Origin of the sequence: Exiguobacterium sp. SH31, assembly GCF_001816105.1 — a bacterium.
Lineage (GTDB): Bacteria > Bacillota > Bacilli > Exiguobacteriales > Exiguobacteriaceae > Exiguobacterium > Exiguobacterium aurantiacum_A.
The window spans coordinates 1-21651 of the sequence record NZ_LYTG01000107.1; the positions used below are offsets into that span (position 1 = coordinate 1).

27 protein-coding genes and 1 pseudogene are annotated in these 21651 nt (G+C 51.1%); all 28 read left to right on the forward strand.

The window, feature by feature from the left end:
• Nucleotides 1-262, forward strand: a pseudogene (locus A6395_RS14660) (flagellar basal-body MS-ring/collar protein FliF); the annotation flags it as partial.
• 5 nt (nt 263-267) lie between these two features.
• On the forward strand, nt 268-1275 hold the full coding sequence (gene fliG, locus A6395_RS14665; protein ID WP_084813104.1) for a flagellar motor switch protein FliG: 1008 nt from the start codon (nt 268-270) through the stop codon (nt 1273-1275).
• Nucleotides 1259-1984 carry a FliH/SctL family protein gene (locus A6395_RS14670; protein ID WP_233589597.1) on the forward strand — a complete coding sequence of 242 codons (726 nt, stop codon included), beginning with the start codon at nt 1259-1261 and terminating at the stop codon, nt 1982-1984. Before fliG ends, A6395_RS14670 begins: the two co-directional genes overlap by 17 nt.
• Nucleotides 1971-3290, forward strand: coding sequence for a flagellar protein export ATPase FliI (gene fliI / locus A6395_RS14675; RefSeq protein WP_071399601.1), 1320 nt, complete (start codon nt 1971-1973; stop codon nt 3288-3290). The genes A6395_RS14670 and fliI overlap by 14 nt, the downstream gene beginning before the upstream one ends.
• A complete protein-coding gene (locus A6395_RS14680) occupies nt 3287-3721 on the forward strand; it encodes a flagellar FliJ family protein (RefSeq protein ID WP_016508248.1) in 435 nt (144 codons plus the stop codon). Before fliI ends, A6395_RS14680 begins: the two co-directional genes overlap by 4 nt.
• A gap of 4 nt (nt 3722-3725) precedes the next feature.
• Nucleotides 3726-4292, forward strand: coding sequence for a MotE family protein (locus tag A6395_RS14685; protein ID WP_071399602.1), 567 nt, complete (start codon nt 3726-3728; stop codon nt 4290-4292).
• Nucleotides 4293-4314: 22 nt separating this feature from the next.
• Nucleotides 4315-5397 carry a flagellar hook-length control protein FliK gene (locus A6395_RS14690; protein ID WP_236637568.1) on the forward strand — a complete coding sequence of 361 codons (1083 nt, stop codon included), beginning with the start codon at nt 4315-4317 and terminating at the stop codon, nt 5395-5397.
• A complete protein-coding gene (locus A6395_RS14695) occupies nt 5369-5803 on the forward strand; it encodes a flagellar hook capping FlgD N-terminal domain-containing protein (RefSeq protein ID WP_071399604.1) in 435 nt (144 codons plus the stop codon). Before A6395_RS14690 ends, A6395_RS14695 begins: the two co-directional genes overlap by 29 nt.
• Nucleotides 5804-5815: 12 nt before the next feature.
• A complete protein-coding gene (gene flgG, locus A6395_RS14700) occupies nt 5816-6610 on the forward strand; it encodes a flagellar basal body rod protein FlgG (protein WP_071399605.1) in 795 nt (264 codons plus the stop codon).
• Complete coding sequence (locus tag A6395_RS14705; RefSeq protein WP_071399606.1) at nt 6610-6828, forward strand: flagellar FlbD family protein; 219 nt, start codon at nt 6610-6612, stop codon at nt 6826-6828. The genes flgG and A6395_RS14705 overlap by 1 nt, the downstream gene beginning before the upstream one ends.
• Nucleotides 6821-7270: a flagellar basal body-associated FliL family protein gene (locus A6395_RS14710; RefSeq protein WP_071399607.1), complete on the forward strand. Its 450-nt coding sequence runs from the start codon at nt 6821-6823 to the stop codon at nt 7268-7270. Before A6395_RS14705 ends, A6395_RS14710 begins: the two co-directional genes overlap by 8 nt.
• 9 nt (nt 7271-7279) lie before the next feature.
• Complete coding sequence (gene fliM, locus A6395_RS14715; RefSeq protein ID WP_070327489.1) at nt 7280-8269, forward strand: flagellar motor switch protein FliM; 990 nt, start codon at nt 7280-7282, stop codon at nt 8267-8269.
• Entirely contained in the window at nt 8266-9375 is a 1110-nt protein-coding gene (fliY, locus tag A6395_RS14720; RefSeq protein ID WP_071399608.1) for a flagellar motor switch phosphatase FliY, read from the forward strand. The genes fliM and fliY overlap by 4 nt, the downstream gene beginning before the upstream one ends.
• Nucleotides 9376-9387: 12 nt before the next feature.
• The gene (locus tag A6395_RS14725; protein ID WP_035385909.1) at nt 9388-9753 is read left to right on the forward strand and encodes a response regulator; all 366 of its coding nucleotides are present in this window, start codon (nt 9388-9390) and stop codon (nt 9751-9753) included.
• Nucleotides 9750-10244: a flagellar biosynthetic protein FliO gene (locus A6395_RS14730; RefSeq protein ID WP_071399609.1), complete on the forward strand. Its 495-nt coding sequence runs from the start codon at nt 9750-9752 to the stop codon at nt 10242-10244. The genes A6395_RS14725 and A6395_RS14730 overlap by 4 nt, the downstream gene beginning before the upstream one ends.
• Complete coding sequence (fliP, locus tag A6395_RS14735; protein ID WP_016508219.1) at nt 10241-10906, forward strand: flagellar type III secretion system pore protein FliP; 666 nt, start codon at nt 10241-10243, stop codon at nt 10904-10906. The genes A6395_RS14730 and fliP overlap by 4 nt, the downstream gene beginning before the upstream one ends.
• An 11-nt stretch (nt 10907-10917) precedes the next feature.
• Entirely contained in the window at nt 10918-11190 is a 273-nt protein-coding gene (gene fliQ, locus A6395_RS14740; RefSeq protein WP_070327486.1) for a flagellar biosynthesis protein FliQ, read from the forward strand.
• Nucleotides 11187-11957, forward strand: coding sequence for a flagellar biosynthetic protein FliR (gene fliR / locus A6395_RS14745; RefSeq protein ID WP_071399610.1), 771 nt, complete (start codon nt 11187-11189; stop codon nt 11955-11957). Before fliQ ends, fliR begins: the two co-directional genes overlap by 4 nt.
• A complete protein-coding gene (gene flhB / locus A6395_RS14750; RefSeq protein WP_071399611.1) occupies nt 11954-13045 on the forward strand; it encodes a flagellar biosynthesis protein FlhB in 1092 nt (363 codons plus the stop codon). The genes fliR and flhB overlap by 4 nt, the downstream gene beginning before the upstream one ends.
• A gap of 58 nt (nt 13046-13103) precedes the next feature.
• Nucleotides 13104-15077 (forward strand): flagellar biosynthesis protein FlhA, encoded by a 1974-nt coding sequence (flhA, locus tag A6395_RS14755; RefSeq protein WP_131443538.1) that lies wholly within the window; start codon nt 13104-13106, stop codon nt 15075-15077.
• A 1-nt stretch (nt 15078) separates the two neighbouring features.
• A complete protein-coding gene (locus A6395_RS14760) occupies nt 15079-16149 on the forward strand; it encodes a flagellar biosynthesis protein FlhF (RefSeq protein WP_071399613.1) in 1071 nt (356 codons plus the stop codon).
• Nucleotides 16128-16967, forward strand: a complete 840-nt coding sequence (locus A6395_RS14765) for a MinD/ParA family protein (protein ID WP_071399614.1) — start codon at nt 16128-16130, stop codon at nt 16965-16967. The genes A6395_RS14760 and A6395_RS14765 overlap by 22 nt, the downstream gene beginning before the upstream one ends.
• A gap of 19 nt (nt 16968-16986) precedes the next feature.
• Nucleotides 16987-18963: a chemotaxis protein CheA gene (locus A6395_RS14770; protein ID WP_071399615.1), complete on the forward strand. Its 1977-nt coding sequence runs from the start codon at nt 16987-16989 to the stop codon at nt 18961-18963.
• Between the two features lie 12 nt (nt 18964-18975).
• Nucleotides 18976-19407 carry a chemotaxis protein CheW gene (locus tag A6395_RS14775; RefSeq protein WP_016508282.1) on the forward strand — a complete coding sequence of 144 codons (432 nt, stop codon included), beginning with the start codon at nt 18976-18978 and terminating at the stop codon, nt 19405-19407.
• A complete protein-coding gene (locus A6395_RS14780; RefSeq protein WP_070327478.1) occupies nt 19397-19996 on the forward strand; it encodes a chemotaxis protein CheC in 600 nt (199 codons plus the stop codon). The genes A6395_RS14775 and A6395_RS14780 overlap by 11 nt, the downstream gene beginning before the upstream one ends.
• The gene (locus A6395_RS14785) at nt 19989-20474 is read left to right on the forward strand and encodes a chemotaxis protein CheD (protein WP_071399616.1); all 486 of its coding nucleotides are present in this window, start codon (nt 19989-19991) and stop codon (nt 20472-20474) included. The genes A6395_RS14780 and A6395_RS14785 overlap by 8 nt, the downstream gene beginning before the upstream one ends.
• Nucleotides 20475-20486: 12 nt before the next feature.
• Nucleotides 20487-21257 (forward strand): FliA/WhiG family RNA polymerase sigma factor, encoded by a 771-nt coding sequence (locus A6395_RS14790; protein WP_035385905.1) that lies wholly within the window; start codon nt 20487-20489, stop codon nt 21255-21257.
• A 12-nt stretch (nt 21258-21269) separates the two neighbouring features.
• Complete coding sequence (locus A6395_RS14795; RefSeq protein ID WP_071399617.1) at nt 21270-21629, forward strand: hypothetical protein; 360 nt, start codon at nt 21270-21272, stop codon at nt 21627-21629.
• Nucleotides 21630-21651 lie beyond the last annotated feature (22 nt).

Consider the following 21651-nt stretch of genomic DNA (forward strand, 5'->3'; position numbering starts at 1 on the left):
GCCGACAGCGTGGTGGATGTACGCAGCCGCAGCAGGTGCTGTCGTCTTGCTCGCACTTCTATTCTTCGCCATGCGAAGACGGAATAAGCAACCGGTTCCGGAAACGAATGAATGGGAAGTACCGTATGAAGACGAAGTACCTGATCTCGACTTGGAAGAGCGAGGCGAAGGTGCCGTCAAGAAGAAACAGTTGGAGAAATTGGCAGAGAGTAATCCAGAAGAGTTCGCCAAGCTTCTTCGTACTTGGATGTCTGAGGAGTGAGTACTGTGAACTACGCAAAACAACCGAACCGAGAAAAAGCGGCCATGCTCATGATCTCGCTTGGACCTGAAGTGGCGGCAAGTGTGTATAAACACCTGTCCGAAGAAGAGATGGAGCAGTTGACGCTACAAATATCGGCACTTCGAAAAGTGTCGTCTGAACAAAAGGAAGCCATTTTAGGAGAATTTCATGACCTGGCGATGGCACAGAGTTATATCACCCAAGGTGGCATCGGGTTTGCGAAAACGGTTTTAGAGAAAGCGGTCGGAGAAGAGAAGGCGATGGCGTTGATTCATCGTCTCACTTCGACGCTGCAAGTCCGACCGTTTGAATTTGCCCGAAAAGCCGATCCGAAGCAGTTGCTCAACTTTATTCAAAACGAGCACCCGCAGACGATCGCCTTAATCTTGGCTCATCTTGAACCGGTCAAGTCCGGGCAAATCTTGTCGGAACTTCCGCCAGAGATTCAGTCGGAGGTCGCGAAACGAATCGCGACGATGGATCGCCTCAACCCGGACGTCATTCATGAGATCGAACAGATTCTTGAAAAGAACTTATCGCAAACCGATATGCAAGATTACGCCCAATCCGGCGGAATCGAGGCAGTCGTCGAAGTGCTTAACGGTGTCGACCGGACGACGGAGCGGACGATTCTTGACGCGCTCGAGATCGAAGACCCGGAACTCGCGGAAGAGATCAAAAAACGGATGTTCGTCTTCGAAGATATCGTCACGCTCGACTCACGTGCGATTCAACGGATTATTCGCGAAGTCTCCAACGACGACCTTCTGCTCGCGCTCAAAGTATCTTCCGAAGAGGTCAAACAAATCATCTTCAAAAACATGTCGCAACGAATGGTCGATACGTTCAAAGAAGATATGGAGTTCATGGGACCGGTCAGACTGCGTGACGTCGAAGAAGCACAAAGCCGCATCGTCGGAATCATCCGCCGCCTAGAAGATGTCGGAGAGATCGTGATTAGCCGTGGTGGAGGAGATGACATCGTTGTCTAACGTAATCAAACGTCAACGAGCGATGCCGCTCGAACCACAGCGAATCGATTCGCGTCCATTCCTTGAACCGTTTTCAGAGGTTGTGGTCGAACGTAGTCATGAACAAGAGTTAGAAATGAGATATGCTTCACTCCGCCAAGAGGAAGAAGCGATCAAGTTGCACCGTGAAGCAGTGGAACATGAGCTTGAACTGTTACGAGAGCAAACGCTTGAAGCTGCTTATCAGGAAGGGTACGGGTCAGGTTTTGACTTAGGACGTCAAGAAGGAAAGTCAGAGTTCGATGAGTTGACAGCCCGATTGAACACGGTCGGCACCGAACTTGAGAACTTGTTCGAACAGAAATGGCGAGATGCCGAGACGAAGTTAGTTGATTTGGCTGTCGAGATCAGTGCACGTGTCACGACCGATCTCGTCCGAAACGAGGAGGCGTTGTTCGCCGACATGATCCGCGAACAACTGCTACGCCAAATCGATGCCGAAGCGTTGACCGTCTTCGTCCACCCGACGCGACTTGCATCGATCCAACGTTTCGAGTCGATGTGGCAATCCGAACAGATGCCGCCGTTGAAATATCGGGCCGATGTCTCGTTGACAGAGACGAGCGTGCGGATCGAGACGCCACATCATGGCAACGAGCTCGACGTATCGTACAGTTTTGAACGAATTCGTTCCAAGATCGAGGAGGTTCTATCCGATGGCGCTTATTGACCGCGTATTCGACACAATCACCGCTGCTCCCGAAGATGAGTATGTGCGTAAAGTCGGTCGTGTCTGTCGCGTCATCGGGCTGATGATCGAATCGAACGGTCCGAGCGCGTTTATCGGTGAGCGCTGCCTGATCGAGTTACCGTCCGGCCAAACGGTTGAAACCGAGGTCGTCGGCTTCAATGAAGAGCGCGTCTTGCTCATGCCTTACGGAGAAACGACACAGATCGCCCCAGGTTGTATCGTCAAAGGGACGGGGCACATGCTCCAAGTACCGGTCGGGTTCGAACTGATCGGTCAAGTCCTTGACGGGCTTGGGCGTCCTTTATCGGGTGCGGCGATGACGACGGGCAAACGCTACGATGTGCTTCGAAAACCGCCGAACCCGTTAGAACGTCCACGCATTTTAGACGTTTTGTCGACCGGGGTCCGGATCATCGACGGTCTGTTGACGGTCGGAAAAGGTCAACGTGTCGGTTTGTTTGCGGGATCAGGCGTCGGGAAATCGACATTGCTTGGCATGATCGCTAAACGCTCATCGGCAGATATAAACGTGATCGCATTGATCGGCGAACGGGGACGAGAAGTGAAAGAGTTCATCGAAAAAGAACTTGGTCCTGAAGGCATGGCTCGATCGGTCGTCATCGTAGCGACGAGCGATCAACCCCCGCTCGTGCGTTTGAAGGGCGCTTACACGGCGACGGCGATCGCCGAGTACTTCCGGGACCAAGGCAAAGAGGTCGTCCTTATGATGGACTCAGTGACCCGATTCGCGATGGCCCAACGAGAGATCGGGCTAGCGACCGGAGAACCACCGACATCGAAAGGATATACGCCTTCCGTGTTCGCGATGCTTCCGCAACTGCTAGAGCGGAGCGGGACGTCCGTCACCGGTTCAATCACGGCGTTTTATACCGTCCTCGTTGACGGGGACGATATGAACGAACCAATCGCGGATGCCGTCCGTGGGATTTTAGACGGTCACTTCGTGATGGACCGTTCGCTCGCCAACCGAGGGCAGTTTCCGGCGATCCATGTCTTAAAGTCGATCAGTCGGGTCATGAACCAGATTGCTTCACCTGTACATCGCGATGCCGCGCAGACGTTTCGGAGTTGGCTCGCCACTTATCTGGATGCGGAAGACTTGATTAACATCGGAGCCTATAAAAAGGGCACGAATCCTGCGATCGATACAGCAATCGATGAATATCCGGGACTGCTCACATTTTTAAAACAGTCGATTGAAGAAGAGGCATCGATCGAGCAGACGCTCGATCGTCTTGTCGGAATTGCGAGAGGTGAATCATGAACAAGCTGTTGTTAGAACGCATCATGCCGATTGCCGAGCATGCAAAAGAAGAATCGGCGACAGAGATGAGAGGTCATAAGGCGCGATTCGAAGCCGAGATGGAGACGCTGTATCGATTAGTAGTGACGTATGAGACGCTCATGAAGAGTCAAGATGAACAATCTGGTGTGATTGATCTGCTCATGTTCCAATATCGTGAAAAGGCGAGGGAACAGTTAAAGCGTCAAATTGAGACGCAACAACTCGTCGTGCAACAGTCGCGGAACCGTTACAATCTGGCTCAAGAGCGTTTGCTCGGAAAAGTTGTCGAAGAGAAAAAATATGTAACGTTGCATGAGAAGGTCAGCCAAAATGAAGTGGCCGTCTCGAAACTCACCGAACAACATTTTATCGATGAGTTGGCAGTGATTCATCACGGGAAAGGGAAGTAAGCGGATGGAAAAAGAGAACAATAAGCGAGGCATACAGCTCTTGGTCGCTCTTGTCCTCGTCCCGGCAATCTTTTTACTCGTCGGCGGAATCGTCGTCATGAACTATGCGATGGACCGGCCGCTATTATCGGTGCCGTTCATAGAAACAAGCGAACAGGCAGACAAAGATGAGACGGTTGAAACAAAAGTCAATGTCACCGGCATTGACGCGGACACGACGAATCGTTTAAAAGTCGCGAACGCTGAGATTGAAAAACTTCGCACGGAAAACGTCGAATTGACGAATGAAGTAAAAGCGAGACAAAAAGAAGTATCGGACTTGATTAAAGAGCGGGATCGCCTCGTGTCTGAACTCGGAGCCACTACGGAAGCAGAAGTGGAGGAAGAGACGTCGAACGTGTCTCGCGTCTATGAAGAAATGTCCGCCAAACAAGCGGCCGCAATCATGAACGAACTCGACAGCCCGCAAGTGGTGACAATCTTAAAAGAACTGTCGCCGAAACAACAGGCTGACATATTAGGACGGATGGACGCACAACAGGCGGCCGTCGTCACGCAATTGCTCCAATGAAACGTGAAAGGAGGAAGAGATGATGAATATCGCCTTACTTGCTCAAGCGGTCCAAGGAACGACAGCGAAAGGCGGGGAGACAGGATCTACCCCGACCGGACAGTTTTTAGACCTGCTGTCATCGATGCTCGGCACCTCGACGGAAACGTTAGCTGAGTTGGAAGCTGCGCCGACGACACTCGCACCGAATGCGCCAATTGTGACAGATAGCGCCCTTCCGCTCGAGAACTTGTCGAGCCAACTTGAACAGTGGTTACAACAACCCGATAGTTTAGAGTGGTTAAAGTCTTTGCCACAAGACGCCTATCGTAAGTTCATGGACGCCTATATCGGCATCATCGCCCAAACAGCTACAGCTACAGGAACGACAGCAGAAACGGTCTCTTCAGACGTTATGACCACAATGGCTACCGCCCAAACGATATTACCGGGCGCGATGATGTTAGGAAAGGCGGAACGTGATGCGTTGGGTGGAAAACAAGGCCAGCCAACCGTAAACGAGAACGTCCAAGTCATCCAGCAAATCGTTTCGCAATTTAAAGGGAGTTTAACCCAGACCACAAAACATATTCCCCTCCCTTATCAAAATGAAACGCCGATAAATGTATTACCGCAAGCCGGAAAAGAAAACGTCGACTGGTTACCGAAAGGCATGACATGGTCACGACCACAAATTGACTCGGAAACGGTCATGTACGCGTCAAAGGGATCGCTTCCAGAGAACCTCCAAGCCCGGATTGAGGCTGCTCTTCAAAGAGCACCGTTCCGAAGCGGGGCCGATGGGTCGAAAGTGTTTACCGTTCGACTCTATCCGGAACAGCTAGGTGAACTCGTCGTCAAACTCGAGCGCCATAACGGCGAACTCGTCGTCAAGCTGTTCGCGAGCAACCAAGAAGCAAAACAGCTGCTCCAGTCGCAAATGCAACAACTGCAACAGACGCTCCAACCGCTGTCGCAGCACATCCGGGTCGAAGTGAGTTTGACGCAACAAGCGCTCGAAGCGAAATCATCGACGTTTAGCGGGTCAGACCAACCTGAACCAGAACAACAGGAACAACCGAAAGGGGAACCCGACGATGACGACCATCCAACCGAAGACGAATGATTATACGTTACCTGATCAATCGCTGCCTAAAGCGACGAACCAATACGATAAGGACATGTTCTTAAAGCTATTGATGGCCCAACTTGGCAACCAAGATCCGATGTCACCGATGGAAGACCGAGAGTTCATCTCACAAATGGCTCAATTTTCATCACTCGAACAAATGCAGACGATTTCGAAACAACTTGATTCAGTACTCGTCGACCGCCACATGGCCTCGATCTCCGAGTTCAGCAATATGATCGGCAAGACGGTCGACCATAAAACGGAGACTGAGACGGAGACGATCAAAGGATCGGGACGTGTCGTCTCGATTTCAAGAACGGATGAGTCAGGATACATGGCCGATCTCGAAGACGGCAGCTCGGTAAGCGTCTACAATATTACGTCCATCAAACAAGCATAAGGGGGATTCATCATGTTAAGAGCAATGTACTCAGGAATCAGCGGATTAAAGAACTTCCAGTCAAAGCTTGATGTCGTCGGTAACAACATCGCCAACGTCAACACGTTCGGGTATAAAAAAGGCCGCGTCACGTTCAAAGACCTCGTCAGCCAGCAAGTCGGTAGTGCGTCAGGCGGGAACGGGCTAACAGCCGGCGGGATCAACCCGAAAGAAGTCGGTCTCGGAGGCACGATGGCGACGGTCGACAACGTCTACAACCAAGGCGCGATGCAAAACTCAGGGAGAGCGCTCGATGTCGGGATCTCAGGTGAAGGCTTCTTCGCAGTCAACGTGAACGGGCAAACCCAATACACACGGGCCGGTAACTTCTATACAGATAATGCCGGGGATATCGTCAATGGTGATGGAGCATATGTACTTAGCACAGCGGGCGCTAAAATCACTGTACCTGCTGGAGCGAAATCACTATCGATTGGAAAAGACGGACAAGTCAGTTACGTCAATGCTGCGGGTGCTTCAACAAACGTCGGTCAAATTCAAGTCGTCACGTTTGCCAATAACGCCGGTCTATCAAAAGTCGGAGCGAACAACTATATTCAATCGCAAAACTCAGGGGCTCCAAACCCTGGCATTCCAGGTCAAAACGGACGCGGTGAACTCGTCTCGGGCGCACTCGAAATGTCGAACGTCGACTTATCAGAAGAGTTCACAGAAATGATTATCGCGCAACGTGGGTTCCAGGCGAACACACGAATCATCACAACGTCAGACGAGATTTTACAAGAACTCGTCAACTTGAAACGCTGATGATACGCGTCACGACATTGCGGGATGAGGAATTTGTCTTGAACGCCTTGTTCATCGAGACGGTCAAGGCCGAACCTGACACGATCATTCATTTGTATAACGGTAAAACTTATATCGTCAAAGAGACGAAAGATCAAATCATAGATCGGACGACAGCATTTTACGGCTCGATTGGGTTGATGGGAACGACAGTCACAAGAGGTGAAGAAGATGAGTGAAGAAAAACAAAAAGGAGGCGCCATGAAAATGGTGCTCATCCTGCTCGTCGTCCTACTCGTCATGGGGGGCGCTGGGTTTATGACTTATAAATATGTATTCGGCGACAACGTGACGGCTAAAACGAAACCTGTGACGGCAGAAGAACTCGCCGAGCGCAGCTTCACGACCGAGGATATGACGACGAACATTCAAGACGAACGGTTCATCAACGTCCAATTCACGATTGTGACCGATGCGGCAGAGACGAAAGAAGATCTTGAACTTCGTAAATTCCAAGTCCATAACGTCATCCTTGGTGATTTGGCCGGTATGACGAAGGCACAGCTCACGACGAAGGAAGATATGCAGAAGTTCGAGCAATCCTTGCGCGAGCAATTAAACGGACTGCTGGAAAAAGGTGAGGTCCAGCGCGTCTATATGACGAAGAAAATTATACAGTGAGGTGGCATCATGGGAGAAGTACTGTCTCAACAAGAAATTGATGCCCTGTTATCAGCGCTAAGCAGTGGAGATGTCGAAGCCGATTCCTTTTTGAATCAAGAAGAAGAACGAAAAGTACGGCAGTATGACTTCAAACGGGCCGTCCGTTTCTCTAAAGATCAAATTCGTAGCTTGACCCGGATCCATGAACATTTCACACGGATGCTGACGACTTTTTTCTCGGCCCAACTTCGGACGTATGTCCAGTTCACGGTCAATTCAGTCGAACAGCTTCCATATGATGAGTTCATTCATTCGATTCCGAGTATGACGATGATCAACTTGATTGAGGCGCCCCCGCTTAACGGCCGGTTCATCATCGAAGTCAATCCGAACATCTCTTACGCGATGTTGGACCGACTGCTCGGGGGACCTGGCGTCGAGATTGAAAAAGTCGAGAGCTTCACTGAGATCGAGATGCGAATCTTGACTCAGCTATATAAACGAGCTTTTGCCGGTTACGGGGAAGCGTGGGAGTCGATTGCCGAGATCAAGTCCGAAATGACGGCTGTTGAAGTGAATCCACAGTTCCTTCAACTCGTGTCACCAAACGAGACGGTCGTGCTCATTTCGATCGGGGTCACGATCGGAGAAGTGAGCGGGACGATTAACGTCTGTTTGCCGTTCGTGACGATCGAGCCGGTGCTATCGAAACTATCGAGTCATTATTGGATGCAAGAGGCGAACCGCCGCAATGCGAGCGGGAACAGTCAAGAACCGCTCAAAGCCCAATTGATGAACTCGACGGTAGAAGTCGTGTCCCTGCTCGGGGAGACGACAATCACGTTCGGTGACTTGTTGCATTTAGAGATCGGTGACTGTTTGACGCTCGACCAATTAGTGAAAGACCCGCTATCTGTCTTAGTTGGGGAAAATAAAGTATTCAGAGGGCAAGTCGGTGTGAGTGGGAAGCGGATGGCGGTCCAAGTACTTCACCGGGTGAAGGAGGAAGAGCAATGAGTGAGATGTTGTCACAAGATGAAATTGACGCGTTATTACGAGGAACGAGCGACAGTTCGCCAAAACCGGTAGACGAGAGCGGAGAACATCTCGACTCGATGGAAAGCGACGCCCTAGGAGAGATTGGGAATATCTCGTTCGGAAATTCCGCGACGGCGCTGTCGACGTTACTGCAACAAAAAGTAGAAATCACGACCCCGGTCGTCAGTGAAGTGACGATCGATGAGCTCAGAGATCGTTATCCGACACCTCACGTGGCGCTTCGGGTCGGTTATACCGAAGGGTTGAAAGGGGAGAACGTCCTCGTCTTGACCCGTGAAGACGCGGCCATCATTTCTGATTTGATGCTCGGCGGGACCGGTATCGGTGTCGATCCGGAAGGACTCGATGAGATTCGATTGTCGGCTGTTCAAGAAGCGATGAACCAAATGATGGGGGCTGCGGCCACGTCGCTCTCGACCGTGTTCTCTAAAAAAATTGATATTTCGCCGCCGCTCGTCGAAGTATTCGATGCGACGAAAAATCAGACGATCATTGACCGGCTCGAACTTTGGGAGACGATGGTGCTGATCGAGTTCGATTTGAAAGTCGGCACGTTGATTGATTCAAAAATTGTCCAAATTGCCCCTATTCAATTCGGGAAACAACTGGTGAACGAACTGATTGCAGCTACGACTTCAGCCCCGGCCGCGCCTAAACAAGAGCAGCCGAAAGTTCAAGCGGCGGTCACACCAGCGAAAGCTCCGGCACCTGCTCCGGCACGCGCTGAAAAAACGTCAGCCCCAGAAGTGGCGGTCAGCCAGGCTGAGTTCATGCCGCTCCACGCCCCGACGTCAAACGATTCGGTGCCGGCAAACCTAGGTTTGCTGTATGATGTGCCGCTCAACGTGACGGTCGAACTCGGCCGGACGAAACGGTCAGTGCGAGAAGTGCTCGAACTGTCGCAAGGGTCGATCATCGAACTTGATAAATTGGCAGGGGAGCCCGTCGATATTTATGTGAACCAACAACGCATTGCCCGCGGCGAAGTCGTCGTCATCGAAGAGAACTTCGGGGTACGTGTGACAGAAATCATCCAACCGCATGAGCGGATTGGAATCGTTTAAGGAGGAAGAACAATGAGTGCAAAAATTTTGGTGGTAGATGATGCGGCGTTCATGCGCATGATGATTAAAGATATTTTAACGAAGAACGGGTTTGAAGTGGTCGGTGAGGCAGAGAACGGTATTGACGCGGTCGCAAAATACCGTGAACTCACGCCAGATCTCGTCACCCTCGACATCACGATGCCAGAAATGGACGGCCTGGCGGCATTGAAAGAAATTCGCGGGTTCGATTCGAACGCCAAAGTCATCATGTGTTCGGCGATGGGGCAACAAGCGATGGTCATCGATGCGATCCAAGCGGGAGCAAAAGACTTCATCGTAAAACCGTTCAACGCGGAACGTGTCGTCGAGGCAGTTTCGAAAACGGTCGCACAATGAACAAGTGGTGGTTGATTTTCCTGCTCGTGGTCGGGCTGTCTGTGCCGGCCACGGTCGAGGCCGCCACCGTGGATAAACAGTTCGAACAACAGCAGCCTGAAGCCAAAGATCAATCTGTCCCTACGACCGTCTCGACGGTCGGGACGTTGGTCAAGGTCGTCTTGAGTTTAGTTGTCGTAATTGGAGGATTCCTCGTCTTGATGCGTTGGTTAAACGCACGGACGCAAGGTGTGAAGACGGCGCAACATATGAAACATCTCGGTGGGGTACCGCTTGGGAAGGACCGCTCGGTGCAGCTCGTCAAGTTAGGTGAGCAAGTATACGTGCTCGGTGTCGGTGAATCGATTCAATTGATTGATCGAATCGACGCGGAATCGATCGATGAAGCAGCGCACGACGCGCCTTCACTGAACACTTCGAACACATCAACGTTCTTAGATACGTTCAAACAACAACTGTCACAGATTGAAGAAGTGAGGAAGAAGCAATGACGACGATTGAACAACTGATCAATTTAGAAACGCCGGACAGCACGTCGACTTCGATTAAATTATTAGTCGTATTGACACTGCTCACGCTGGCGCCGTCATTCTTGATTTTGATGACTTGTTTTACACGTGTCGTCGTCGTCCTTTCGTTCATTCGGCCAGCCTTAGGAACGCAACAGACACCGCCGAACCAATTGATCATCGGGCTCGCCTTGTTCATCACGCTGTTCGTCATGTCTCCGGTCTTATCTGATTTAAACGACAAGGCGTTGTCTCCGTATATGGACGACGAAATCAGTCAAGATGAGGCGTTCGAGGAAGCCGGTAACACGATGAAACGATTCATGGCAAAGTATACGCGACAGGAAGATTTGCAACTGTTTATCAAATACGGGAATTATGAGCAACCGGAGTCGGTCGAAGACGTTCCTTTGCTCGCGATGGTACCAGCTTACGCCATCAGTGAGCTCAAGACGGCGTTTCAAATCGGCTTTATGATTTTCTTGCCTTTTTTGATCATTGATATGGTCGTGGCGAGTGTGCTCATGTCGATGGGGATGATGATGCTTCCACCGGTCATGATCGCTCTGCCGTTCAAATTGTTGTTGTTTGTATTAGTGGATGGATGGCACTTAATCGTGGAATCATTGCTTAGAAGTATGTAGGAGGAACGATTATGACGCATGAAATGGTCATCTATTTGGCGACAGAGAGTGTATGGACGTTATTAAAGATTTCGATGCCACTTCTTTTGATCGCCCTCGTCGTCGGACTCGTCATCTCGATTTTACAGGCGACGACTCAAATTCAAGAACAGACGCTATCGTTCGTTCCAAAGCTGGTCGCAGTCTTTATCGGGCTCGTCGTTTTCGCGCCGTGGATGCTGCAACAGATGGAAGGATTTACGCGGATGATCTTTGAACTGATGGTCGAGGTCGCCTCGAAATGAATGCGGTCGATTTCATTAGTTTATATGGATTGACGTTTGCGCGTCTATCCGGATTTTTCGTAAGTGTGCCTTTATTTTCTTCAAGGCAACTCCCGGTCATGCACCGTGTTGCGTTTAGTGCTTTTTTAGCTTATTATGCGATGTTCACGGTAACAGAGCCGCTTGAACTCGGGCAGGCCTTCATCGTTCAAGTGCTGTACGAAGTGCTGATTGGACTTCTGCTCGGCATTTTGATCAACATCTTATTTTTTGCCCCACAGATTGCCGGGGGAATCATCGATTTGCAGCTCGGTCTGGCGATGGCGTCAGCGTATGACCCAATGTTTGGCGGACAGTCACCGTTGATCGGGCGATTTTATTACATCTTTACGCTGTTCATCATGCTATCAAGTAATCTGCACTTACTGTTGATCGACGGTATCTATTACAGCTTTCAAATTTATCCGCCTGGTCAACCGATGATCAACTTTAGCGAAGGATCGCTCATGATGGCCGTGAAGGTCGTCACGATGACGATGATGGTCGCATTGCAACTCGCGTTCCCGCTCATGGCATCGCTGCTTCTCGTCGACTTGGCGCTTGGCTTCTTAGCAAAATCGGCCCCGCAGTTCAACATTTTTGCCATCGGGTTCTCGTTCAAATTGATCGCCGGGTTTTCCGTGATGGTCATGATGATGGGATTGACGCTGAATGGGATCAGCCAATTCATCCCGGTGTTGCAAGAGATATTACGTGATTTTATGACGTTGTTAGGAGACGCTCAATGAAGCCTCTATACTCTTTATCGGTCGATCTTCAGTTTTTTGCAGGAGAAAAAACGGAAAAAGCAACACCTCGAAAACGAGAAGACTCGCGTAAAAAAGGACAAGTTGCGAAATCAGCCGATCTGACCGGAGCGTTCGCCTTGTTCGCGATGTTCCTCATGTTATCTTTTCTCGGACCTTATGTCGGTCAGCAACTGTTTGGCCTGACGAAAGAGCTGCTCGGTCCAACGTATTTGTTGTACGACTTATCAGAAGGCATGTCCGGGATGATGATCGATTTGGTCATTCGCGCCGGGATCATTTTAGCACCGTTCTTGATTGTTGCGGTCGTGTTCGGTATTTTAATCAACTATTTCCAAATCGGTTCACTGTTCTCAACAGAGGCGATTCAACCAAAGTTAGAGCGGATTGACCCGCTCAAAGGGGTCAAGCGCATCATCAGCATGAAAGCAGTCGTCGAATTTTTAAAGTCCTTATTCAAATTATTGATTATCCTGACAACTGCGGTCGCTATACTTTGGCAAAATCAAAAAGAATTGTCACGCATGGCCGTCGAACATGTTCGTGAATCGGTCGTCGCACTCGCTGCGATCACGATCGAACTCGGGCTGTGGGTCAGTGTCGCATTGCTCGCGCTCGCATTGCTCGACTTCTTTTATCAACGGTTCGATTTTGAAAAATCGATCCGCATGTCGAAACAAGACATTAAAGACGAGTATAAGAACAGTGAAGGCGACCCGCTCATCAAGTCGAAAATCAAACAACAACAACGGGAGATGGCGATGCGGCGCATGATGCAAGAGATTCCTAACGCGGACGTCGTCATCACCAACCCGACCCATTTCGCTGTCGTCATCCGTTATGACGATACGAAAGACTTTGCGCCGCTCGTCGTCGCCAAAGGGGTCGACCAAGTCGCTTTCAATATTCGTGACGTCGCAAAAGAGCACGATATCCCGATCGTGGAAAATAAACCGTTGGCCCGTGCGCTCTACGCACAGCTAGACATCGGAGAAGTCGTCGACGAGTCGTTTTATCAGGCGATCGCCGAAGTGTTGGCGTTCGTCTATCAACTGAAACAACCGTCTTGAGGAGGAGTATGCGTTGGCTGTAAAAGCTAAAGATTTCGCAGTATTGATTGGCGTTCTTATGATCGTCGTCATGCTGGTCATCCCGTTACCGGGGTTCTTACTAGATTTTCTTATCATAGTGAATATATTGATCGCCCTCATGATTTTACTCGTGGCGATGAACGCCCGGGAAGCGCTTGATTTCTCTGTCTTCCCGTCCCTCTTGCTGATCGTCACGCTGTTCCGTCTCGGGCTGAACGTGTCAACGACCCGTTCGATCCTTTCGACCGGATATGGTGGGGAAGTCATTGAAACGTTCGGGAACTTCGTCATCGGCGGAAACGTTCTCGTCGGATTCGTCGTATTCCTCATTCTCGTCATCATCCAATTCGTCGTCATCACGAAAGGTGCCGAGCGGGTATCTGAAGTCTCGGCTCGATTCACACTCGACGCGATGCCGGGGAAACAAATGGCGATCGATGCCGATTTGAACTCTGGATTGATCGATGACAAAGACGCCCAAATCCGCCGTAAAAAGATTCAAAGCGAGGCTGATTTTTATGGTTCGATGGACGGGGCCTCGAAATTCGTAAAAGGTGACGCGATTGCCGGGATCATTATCGTCGTCATCAACTTGATTTTCGGTATCATCATCGGCGTTGTTCAAATGGGATTACCTGTCGGTGAGTCGTTTACGACGTTCTCGCTTATGACAATCGGGGATGGGCTCGTCAGTCAGATTCCGGCCCTCCTCATTTCGACGGCGACCGGGATCATCGTCACCCGTGCCGTCTCGGACGGGAATCTCGGGGAAGACGTGATCGACCAGCTCGGTCAAAATCCGACGTTGCTCTATATCGCCGGCACGGTCATCTTCTTGCTCGGATTCGTGTCACCGAGCCTACTACCGGTGACGACGCTGATCGCGGGTGCGACATTCTATGGGGCGTACTCGATGCGCCGCAGCCTGAAGCAAGCGATTGCTGAACCGCTACCGGATGAGGAACCGTCGGCACCGACCGAGACCGTCGTCTCGCTCCTGCAAATCGATGCGATCGAGTTCGAGTTCGGCTACGGGCTGATTCCACTCGCGGATGAGTCGCAAGGCGGCGATCTGCTCGACCGTGTCGTTATGATCCGCCGTCAACTCGCACTCGAACTCGGGTTCATCTTACCGACGGTTCGAATCCGTGACCACTTGCAACTGTCACCGAACGCTTACCGGATCAAAGTGAAAGGCAATGTCGTCGCAGAAGGTGAGTTATTGCTCGATCACTACTTGGCGATGAGCCCTGGAATTGAAGACCCTGAAGTGTACGGGATTGAAACGACGGAACCGGCTTTCGGATTGCCCGCCCTTTGGATCGATGAAGAGACGCGGACGCGGGCCGAGATGAGCGGTTATACCGTCGTCGATCCACCTTCTGTCGTCGCCACGCATTTAACGGAGACGCTTAAAAAACATGCGTCCGAACTACTCGGACGGGAAGAGACGAAACAACTCGTCGAGCACTTGAAAGAGACACACCCGGTGCTCGTCGAAGATGTGACCCCATCCGTGCTCTCAATCGGAGATATCCAAAAAGTACTTCGTCATCTATTGAAAGAGCACGTCTCGATTCGCAACTTGCCGCTCTTGTTTGAGACGATGGCCGATTATGGGAAAGTGACGAAAGACGCTGATATATTAGGCGAATACTGTCGTCAAGGACTCGCCCGTCAGTTGACTGACCAAGTCAGCCCGCCGGACGGTCCACTCTATGTCGTCACACTCGGAGGACAGACCGAGCAACTTATTCAAGACGCTGTCCAAAAAACCGAGTTCGGCAACTATTTGGCGCTCGATCCGGAACAAGCGCGCGAAATCATCGAGCGCTCTGGTGAACAGCTGTCGATGTTTGAACGCTACGGGGCTTCGGCGGTCATTCTTTGCTCGCCGACGATTCGGATATTCGTGAGACAGTTGCTCGAACGGTACTATCCTGACGTTCCGGTACTTGCGTATAACGAATTGCTCAGCTCGCTCGAAGTGAAAAGTATTGGGGTGATTTAATATGCAAATTAAAAAATATACAGGCAAGACGATGTCCGAAGCGATGGCGAAAGTGAAACAAGATTTTGGCGACGAGGCTGTCATCTTAAATTCTCGCCAAGTCAAGAAAGGGTGGTTCGGGTTGTTCGCTTCACAAGAAGTTGAAGTGATTGCCGCACTCGAGAAAGCGCCGCTAACGGTCAAGCCTCGAACCGAGCCGAACCTACAGCCGAAGCAAGCAAAGGCGAAATCGATTCCTACACCTACACCCACTCCACAACCGGTGATGCCTGTTCCTGAAAAGAGGCGTTTGCCGGCGGGGCTGAACCATATCGAGTCGCTCTTATCATCTGAGTCGTTCACGGATGAATCGTGGGAAGAGCGAATCAACGAACTGTACTATACGACTAAATCGCTAGAGGTCGTCGAGCAATACGTCTATGACCAGATCCGCAGTTCCTTTTTACCGGTCCCGGATGCGTTGCGCTACGTCATGCTCGTCGGTCCGACCGGTGTCGGCAAGACGACGACGCTCGCGAAGCTTGCCGCCCACTATAAGCTCGACCAAGGGATGTCGGTCGGTTTGATTACGACCGACACGTACCGGATCGCAGCGATTGAACAGCTGAAGACATACGCTGAGATTTTAAATATCCCCGTCGAGGTAGCCTATGACTTTGACGACTTTAAACGGGCGAAACAACTGTTTGCCAGAAAAGATATCGTCTTGATCGATACGGCCGGACGCAATTTCCGCGACGAGGCGTACGTCGAACAGTTTCATAACCATCACGACTTCTCGGAGACGAGCCTGTCACTCGTGCTCAGTCTGACGTCGAAAATGAAAGACATGGATTTGATTTACCGACAGTTTGAAAAATTGCCGCTCCGGTCGCTCATCTTCACGAAAGCGGATGAGACGAGTGATATACACGCGATGTATCGGATGGTGCGCGAGAGCGGACTCCCCGTCGCTTGGCTGACAGACGGCCAGGAAGTGCCGGACGATATGGTCGCCGGCGACTCAGACATCTTGACGCAAAAGATGCTTGAGAAGGAAGGGTGGACACGATGGACCAAGCAAGGCGTTTAAGAGCGAAGACGGATGTCGCGCCAACGACAATCGCGTTCGCGAGCGGAAAAGGCGGCGTCGGCAAGACGAACGTCTGCGTGAATACCGCAATCGGGCTCGTCGAACTCGGAAAACGTGTCTTGATCGTCGATCTCGACATCGGGATGGCGAACGTGCACATTCTTTTGAATGCGGCGCAGTCTAAAACGATGGTCGATTCTGTGAAAACACGGACTCCGCTTGCGTCTTCGGTTCAGAAAGACGTGCACGGTGTCGATATATTACATGGGGGAAGTGGACTTGACACATTAGTTCAATTCTCAGAAGCAGACATGCAGTTTTTAATGCGTGAACTTGAAGTGCTGACGACTTATGATTACGTACTGTTTGACATGGGAGCAGGAGCAACGGACGCATCGTTACGATTCATTGAAGGATGTGACGAGATGTTTCTCATCCTGACCCCAGAACCGACATCGCTGATGGATGGTTACGCGTACACGAAACTCGTGCATCGTCAAAGTCCGGATTTACCGATCGGGGTCATCGTCAATCGGGCGCAGTCGGGGGAAGAAGCACTCCAGTGTTACGAACGGATGGAAGTCGCATGCCGACAGTTTTTGAATAAACCGATTCGGTTCCTTGGATTTTTACCAGATGACGCTTCTGTAAGGAAAGCGGTCATCGCTCAAGTCCCGTTTTACCAATTTGACCGAAAGAGTGATATTAGCTGGCGGCTTGAGCGTATTTTGACAACGCTTACCGGTACACCACCGAAGCCACGGCACTTCATGGATCGGTTGATTGGGAATTTGCGGCAACAGTGGAAGCGAGTCTAACGACAGGGAGGCAATATAGATGGACGTGAACGAATACTTAGGGTTGTTTTTGGATGAGTCACAAGAGCATATCCAATCGGTCAACACACAGTTGATGAAATTTGAGCAAACGGCTAGCGCTGAAGCGGTTCAAGAGATTTTCCGTTCGGCCCATACGCTCAAAGGGATGTCGGCGACGATGGGTTACGAAAGCGTGGCCAATTTGACACACGAAATGGAGAGCGCCCTTGACCTTGTCCGGTCAGGCAAAAAAGAGAGCAACCAATTGTTGCTTGATACGATGTTTATCGCGATGGAACAGATTGAAGCGATGATTGCCGACATCGAGACGGGTGGAACCGGTACGAACGTCGACGTCAAAGCGACGGTTTCGGCATTCCAGTCGTTTATCGGAGGTAAGGAACAAAAAATCGCTACGGCGGAAGAGTCGTCGGTGTTTACTGTCGACTTGTATGCGGATTCGGTCATTGAACAAGCGAAACAGACCGGTTTTGAGGCGTTCCAACTTCATGTTAAGTTATCGGATGCCGTCGTCTTAAAAGCAGCCCGGGCTTACATGGTGTTTGATCGGCTCCAAGAGCTCGGTGAAGTCGTCCGGACCCACCCTGAGACGGAAGCGATTGAGCAAGAACAGTTCGACTTGTCGTTTGATGTCTTGTTCTTGTCACAAGAGACGGCTGCAGTCATCGAACACGCCGTCTCGCAAGTGTCGGAAGTTGAAACAGTCCACGTCTCGGTATTTACGAGCGTGAGCGAGAGCGAGCCGGAAATTGCTGTGAGTGCAGAAGCGGTAGCGGTGCAAGAAATGAAACCGAAAGCGCAAGAAGCAGAAGAACCGAAAGAACAAGCTGTCGCTCAAGCGAAGACGATTCGTGTCAATTTAGAACGGATCGATCGTCTCATGAACTTGTTTGAAGAATTCATCATCGACCGCGGCCGACTCGAACGCCTTGCCGACGAGGTCGGACAACCCGAACTAAACGAGACGGTCGAGAAAATCAAACGCGGCACGAACGAACTGCAATCACTCGTGTTGACGTTACGGATGATGCCAATCGAGCAAGTGTTCAACCGGTTCCCACGGATGGTCCGCTCGGTCGCAAAAGACATTCATAAAAAAGTTCAACTCGATATCTCAGGAGCTGACACGGAACTCGACCGGACCGTAATCGATGAGATCGGTGATCCGCTCGTCCACTTGATCCGCAACGCGATCGATCATGGCATCGAGCTTCCTGACAAACGCGTCCAAGCCGGCAAACCGCAACAAGGGCGACTCGCCCTCCGTGCTTACCATGGCGGTAACCGTGTCTTCATCGAGATCGAAGATGATGGAGCGGGAATCAATGTCGATAAAGTCCGGTCGAAAGCGCTCGAACGTGGTGTCATCACGACCGAAGAAGCGGCGTCGATGACAGACAACGAGCTCGCGATGCTCATCTTTGCACCGGGCTTCTCAACGGCAGATGTTGTCACAGACTTGTCAGGTCGTGGCGTCGGACTCGACGTCGTCAAAAATAAAATCGAATCGCTCGGTGGTGTCGTCACCCTCGAGACCGTGGTCGGACAAGGAACCAAGTTCCAAGTCAGTCTACCGCTCACGTTATCAATCATCTCGGCGATGCTCGTCCAAGCGGGTGATGAGACGTATGCCATCCCGTTGTCATCGATTCTCGAGACGACATTGCTCGATGAAGCCAACATCCTGACGGCCCATCGCGAACGTGTCTTCGATTTCCGCGGACAACTCGTCCCGCTCGTTTATTTAAAAGAAATTTTCGGGATCGATTCGGAAACAAAATCACAGTTCCCGGTCGTCGTCGTGCGTAAAGGTAATAAACTCGTCGGAGTCGTCGTGAACGACTTGATTGGTCAACAAGAGATTGTCATGAAGCCACTCGGGACGTATCTCGAAGGCATTCCGGCTATTTCGGGGGCAACGATTCTCGGAGATGGACGGGTCGCTCTCATCGTAGACAGCAACGATCTCTTTTAAGGAGGAAGAAAGATGGAACAAAAATGGGTAGTGTTTTCACTCGCATCGAACACGTACGGAATCGATGTCCAATCAGTCCGTTCGATTGAACGGTTACAACCTGTCACCCGGGTGCCGAACGCACCAACACACGTGAAGGGTGTCATCAACCTCCGTGGTGTGGTCACACCGGTCATCGACCTCAGGCTTCGCCTCGGTTATGAAGAAATCGCACCGACAGATGAGACACGGATTTTGATCGCTTCTTTGAATCAAGGCGATGCTGGTTTTATCGTCGATCGTGCCAATGAAGTCGTCGAGAGCGATGAAGTCCGGATCGAACCGATTCCGGATTCGAGCCACGAGATGCACTCGGCACACTTGACGGCGATCGCCAAAGGCGAGGACAAGCTGTTCTCGCTTCTCGATGCGAACGCGTTGTTCGAGGACCAACATGCTGAGTGAATTTGAACAAGATTTGTTAAAAGAACTTGGGAATATCGGTTCTGGTCATGCGGCGACCGCGCTCTCGACACTGCTCGCCAAGCCGGTCAACATCACGGTGTCGTCTGCCGAAATGGAACCGATCACGTATTTACCGGACCGCGTCGGCGGCCCCGAGCGCCATGTGGCCTCTGTCCTGTTAGAGCTTGGAGGCGAGATCAGTGGCATGATCTTGATCATGTTCCCGGTGGATGATGCGGAGAGTATGGTGGCTTCGCTGATCGGTTCACCGTTCACGTTCCAATCGAACAACGAGCTCGGTCAATCGGCGTGGGAAGAGATCGGTAATATTATGAGCGGGGCTTACGCGCGAGCGTTAGGCGACTGGCTCAATACGCCGATCATGATTCAAGTGCCGGCGACCGCGATTGATATGGCCGGATCAATCGTCGAGTTTGTCGTCACGTCCGTTCAACCGGAAGAAGATGCCGCGCTCTATATCGACACGACGTTCATGATTGACGAGAAGGTGAGTGCCGGGCATGTGCTCTTCTTACCGACGCACGGCTCGCTAGATCGGATTCAACGAAGGTTGCTTGGCCATGGCTGAAGTTCTTAAAATCGGGATTGCCGAGTGGAAGCAGACGACAGCACCGAACCGGCTCCGCACGGCGGGACTCGGTTCATGCGTCGGTGTCATCTTGTATGATGCCCGGATGCAAGTGGCAGCGATGGCGCACGTCATGCTTCCAGATTCGGCGATCGCAAGGAAACACCAGACGATCGAAGTCGGGAAATATGCGGATACAGCTATCGATGCTCTCGTCGAGTCACTCAAACGGGTCGGGGCAGGACGTCTGCAAGCCAAGATGGCCGGTGGGGCTCAAATGTTTCAATTCAAATATGAGAACGCGGCGATGCGCATCGGGGAACGAAATGCCGAAGCAATCCGCGTCGCTTTAAAAGCACACCACATCCCGCTAATCGCCGAGGATTGTGGTGGGCATAACGGACGAACGATTGAATTTGACGTCGCAACATGCGTCTTATCGATTCGGACAGTGAGTATCGGAACAAAAGAACTATAAGGGGGGATCGACATGACGACTCAGCTTACCCAGTTGTGGGATCGTTGGAATACTGACCGCGATATGGATACGGCAAATGAATTATTATCACATTATGAATTTCTGATCCATTATCACGTGCAACGAATGATCGTGACGCTCCCAAAGAGCGTCGAACGCGACGAATTGAAAAGTTTGGGTTACATGGGATTGTACGATGCCCTCATGAAATATGATCCGGAACATAATAATAAATTCGATACGTATGCAGCTTTTCGGATTCGGGGTGCCATTATCGACGGACTTCGAAAAATCGATTGGCTGCCGCGCTCGGTACGAGAGCGCGTGAAGAAGATAGACCATGTCGCCGAACAACTCGAGCAAAAGCTGCACCGTGCCCCGACGAAAGAAGAATTGGCCGACGCGTGCGCGCTTCCGATCGCTGATATCGAAAAGGCGATGGCGGAAGGGTATTTCGCGAACATGTTGTCGATTGACGAGGCGGTGACGCTCCAAGAAGAAGGGAAAGTCATGTCGGTCACGTATTTTGACCCCGATTCGGAAAAACCGGAAGACACGTTGTTGCAACGCGAGTTAGTCGACGTGCTGACGACCGAGATTGATCATCTGTCTGAAAAAGAACGTCTTGTCGTCTCGCTATTTTATTTTGACGAGTTGACATTGACGGAGATTGGGGAAGTGTTAGAATTATCGACTTCCCGCATCTCACAGATTCATTCGAAGGCGTTAAAGACACTCAAACAGGCGCTAGGCCGCTCGTATCTAGAAGAGAAGACATCGTGAGGAGGTGAAGGGATGACTTTTGTGTTGATGATCGCGGGGATCGTGATTGCCTATGGTCTATTGATCGGGTTCCGGCAGATCCAAACATTGAACGAACGCGTCAATCGGCTCGAAAGCGAGAAACGCGAGACAGAGGCGTTGCTCTTGTCATTCATGGAATCGATGAGCGATGTTGTGAAAAACGACGCGCCTGAATCGTCAAAACCGACCTCGGCTGAAATCGTCGAGACAGAAACTGAAACGTCTGAAGACGGCACGGGTAACCCGAGCGTCGAAGAGGTTTTGCTCCGTCATTCAGTCCGTGACACGGCACGTCTCCTCGGAAAAGGAGAGGGCGAAGTGGCGCTTTATGCGAAACTTCGACAAAAGTGAGAGTTGCCGGATTCGGCGACAT

Bases quoted from the DNA above. Each gene is read 5' to 3' on its own strand.
- flhB (WP_071399611.1), top strand. From the start codon at position 11,954: ATGAAGCCTCTATACTCTTTATCGGTCGATCTTCAGTTTTTTGCAGGA.
- flhA (WP_131443538.1), top strand. From the start codon at position 13,104: ATGATCGTCGTCATGCTGGTCATCCCGTTACCGGGGTTCTTACTAGAT.
- A6395_RS14725 (WP_035385909.1), top strand. From the start codon at position 9,388: ATGAGTGCAAAAATTTTGGTGGTAGATGATGCGGCGTTCATGCGCATG.
- A6395_RS14785 (WP_071399616.1), top strand. From the start codon at position 19,989: ATGGCTGAAGTTCTTAAAATCGGGATTGCCGAGTGGAAGCAGACGACA.
- fliI (WP_071399601.1), top strand. From the start codon at position 1,971: ATGGCGCTTATTGACCGCGTATTCGACACAATCACCGCTGCTCCCGAA.
- fliP (WP_016508219.1), top strand. From the start codon at position 10,241: ATGACGACGATTGAACAACTGATCAATTTAGAAACGCCGGACAGCACG.
- A6395_RS14780 (WP_070327478.1), top strand. From the start codon at position 19,397: ATGCTGAGTGAATTTGAACAAGATTTGTTAAAAGAACTTGGGAATATC.
- A6395_RS14710 (WP_071399607.1), top strand. From the start codon at position 6,821: ATGAGTGAAGAAAAACAAAAAGGAGGCGCCATGAAAATGGTGCTCATC.
- fliR (WP_071399610.1), top strand. From the start codon at position 11,187: ATGAATGCGGTCGATTTCATTAGTTTATATGGATTGACGTTTGCGCGT.
- A6395_RS14795 (WP_071399617.1), top strand. From the start codon at position 21,270: ATGACTTTTGTGTTGATGATCGCGGGGATCGTGATTGCCTATGGTCTA.
- A6395_RS14760 (WP_071399613.1), top strand. From the start codon at position 15,079: ATGCAAATTAAAAAATATACAGGCAAGACGATGTCCGAAGCGATGGCG.
- fliQ (WP_070327486.1), top strand. From the start codon at position 10,918: ATGACGCATGAAATGGTCATCTATTTGGCGACAGAGAGTGTATGGACG.
- A6395_RS14730 (WP_071399609.1), top strand. From the start codon at position 9,750: ATGAACAAGTGGTGGTTGATTTTCCTGCTCGTGGTCGGGCTGTCTGTG.
- A6395_RS14685 (WP_071399602.1), top strand. From the start codon at position 3,726: ATGGAAAAAGAGAACAATAAGCGAGGCATACAGCTCTTGGTCGCTCTT.
- A6395_RS14670 (WP_233589597.1), top strand. From the start codon at position 1,259: ATGACATCGTTGTCTAACGTAATCAAACGTCAACGAGCGATGCCGCTC.
- A6395_RS14775 (WP_016508282.1), top strand. From the start codon at position 18,976: ATGGAACAAAAATGGGTAGTGTTTTCACTCGCATCGAACACGTACGGA.
- A6395_RS14705 (WP_071399606.1), top strand. From the start codon at position 6,610: ATGATACGCGTCACGACATTGCGGGATGAGGAATTTGTCTTGAACGCC.
- flgG (WP_071399605.1), top strand. From the start codon at position 5,816: ATGTTAAGAGCAATGTACTCAGGAATCAGCGGATTAAAGAACTTCCAG.
- A6395_RS14680 (WP_016508248.1), top strand. From the start codon at position 3,287: ATGAACAAGCTGTTGTTAGAACGCATCATGCCGATTGCCGAGCATGCA.
- A6395_RS14790 (WP_035385905.1), top strand. From the start codon at position 20,487: ATGACGACTCAGCTTACCCAGTTGTGGGATCGTTGGAATACTGACCGC.
- A6395_RS14765 (WP_071399614.1), top strand. From the start codon at position 16,128: ATGGACCAAGCAAGGCGTTTAAGAGCGAAGACGGATGTCGCGCCAACG.
- fliM (WP_070327489.1), top strand. From the start codon at position 7,280: ATGGGAGAAGTACTGTCTCAACAAGAAATTGATGCCCTGTTATCAGCG.
- fliY (WP_071399608.1), top strand. From the start codon at position 8,266: ATGAGTGAGATGTTGTCACAAGATGAAATTGACGCGTTATTACGAGGA.
- A6395_RS14690 (WP_236637568.1), top strand. From the start codon at position 4,315: ATGAATATCGCCTTACTTGCTCAAGCGGTCCAAGGAACGACAGCGAAA.
- A6395_RS14770 (WP_071399615.1), top strand. From the start codon at position 16,987: ATGGACGTGAACGAATACTTAGGGTTGTTTTTGGATGAGTCACAAGAG.
- A6395_RS14695 (WP_071399604.1), top strand. From the start codon at position 5,369: ATGACGACCATCCAACCGAAGACGAATGATTATACGTTACCTGATCAA.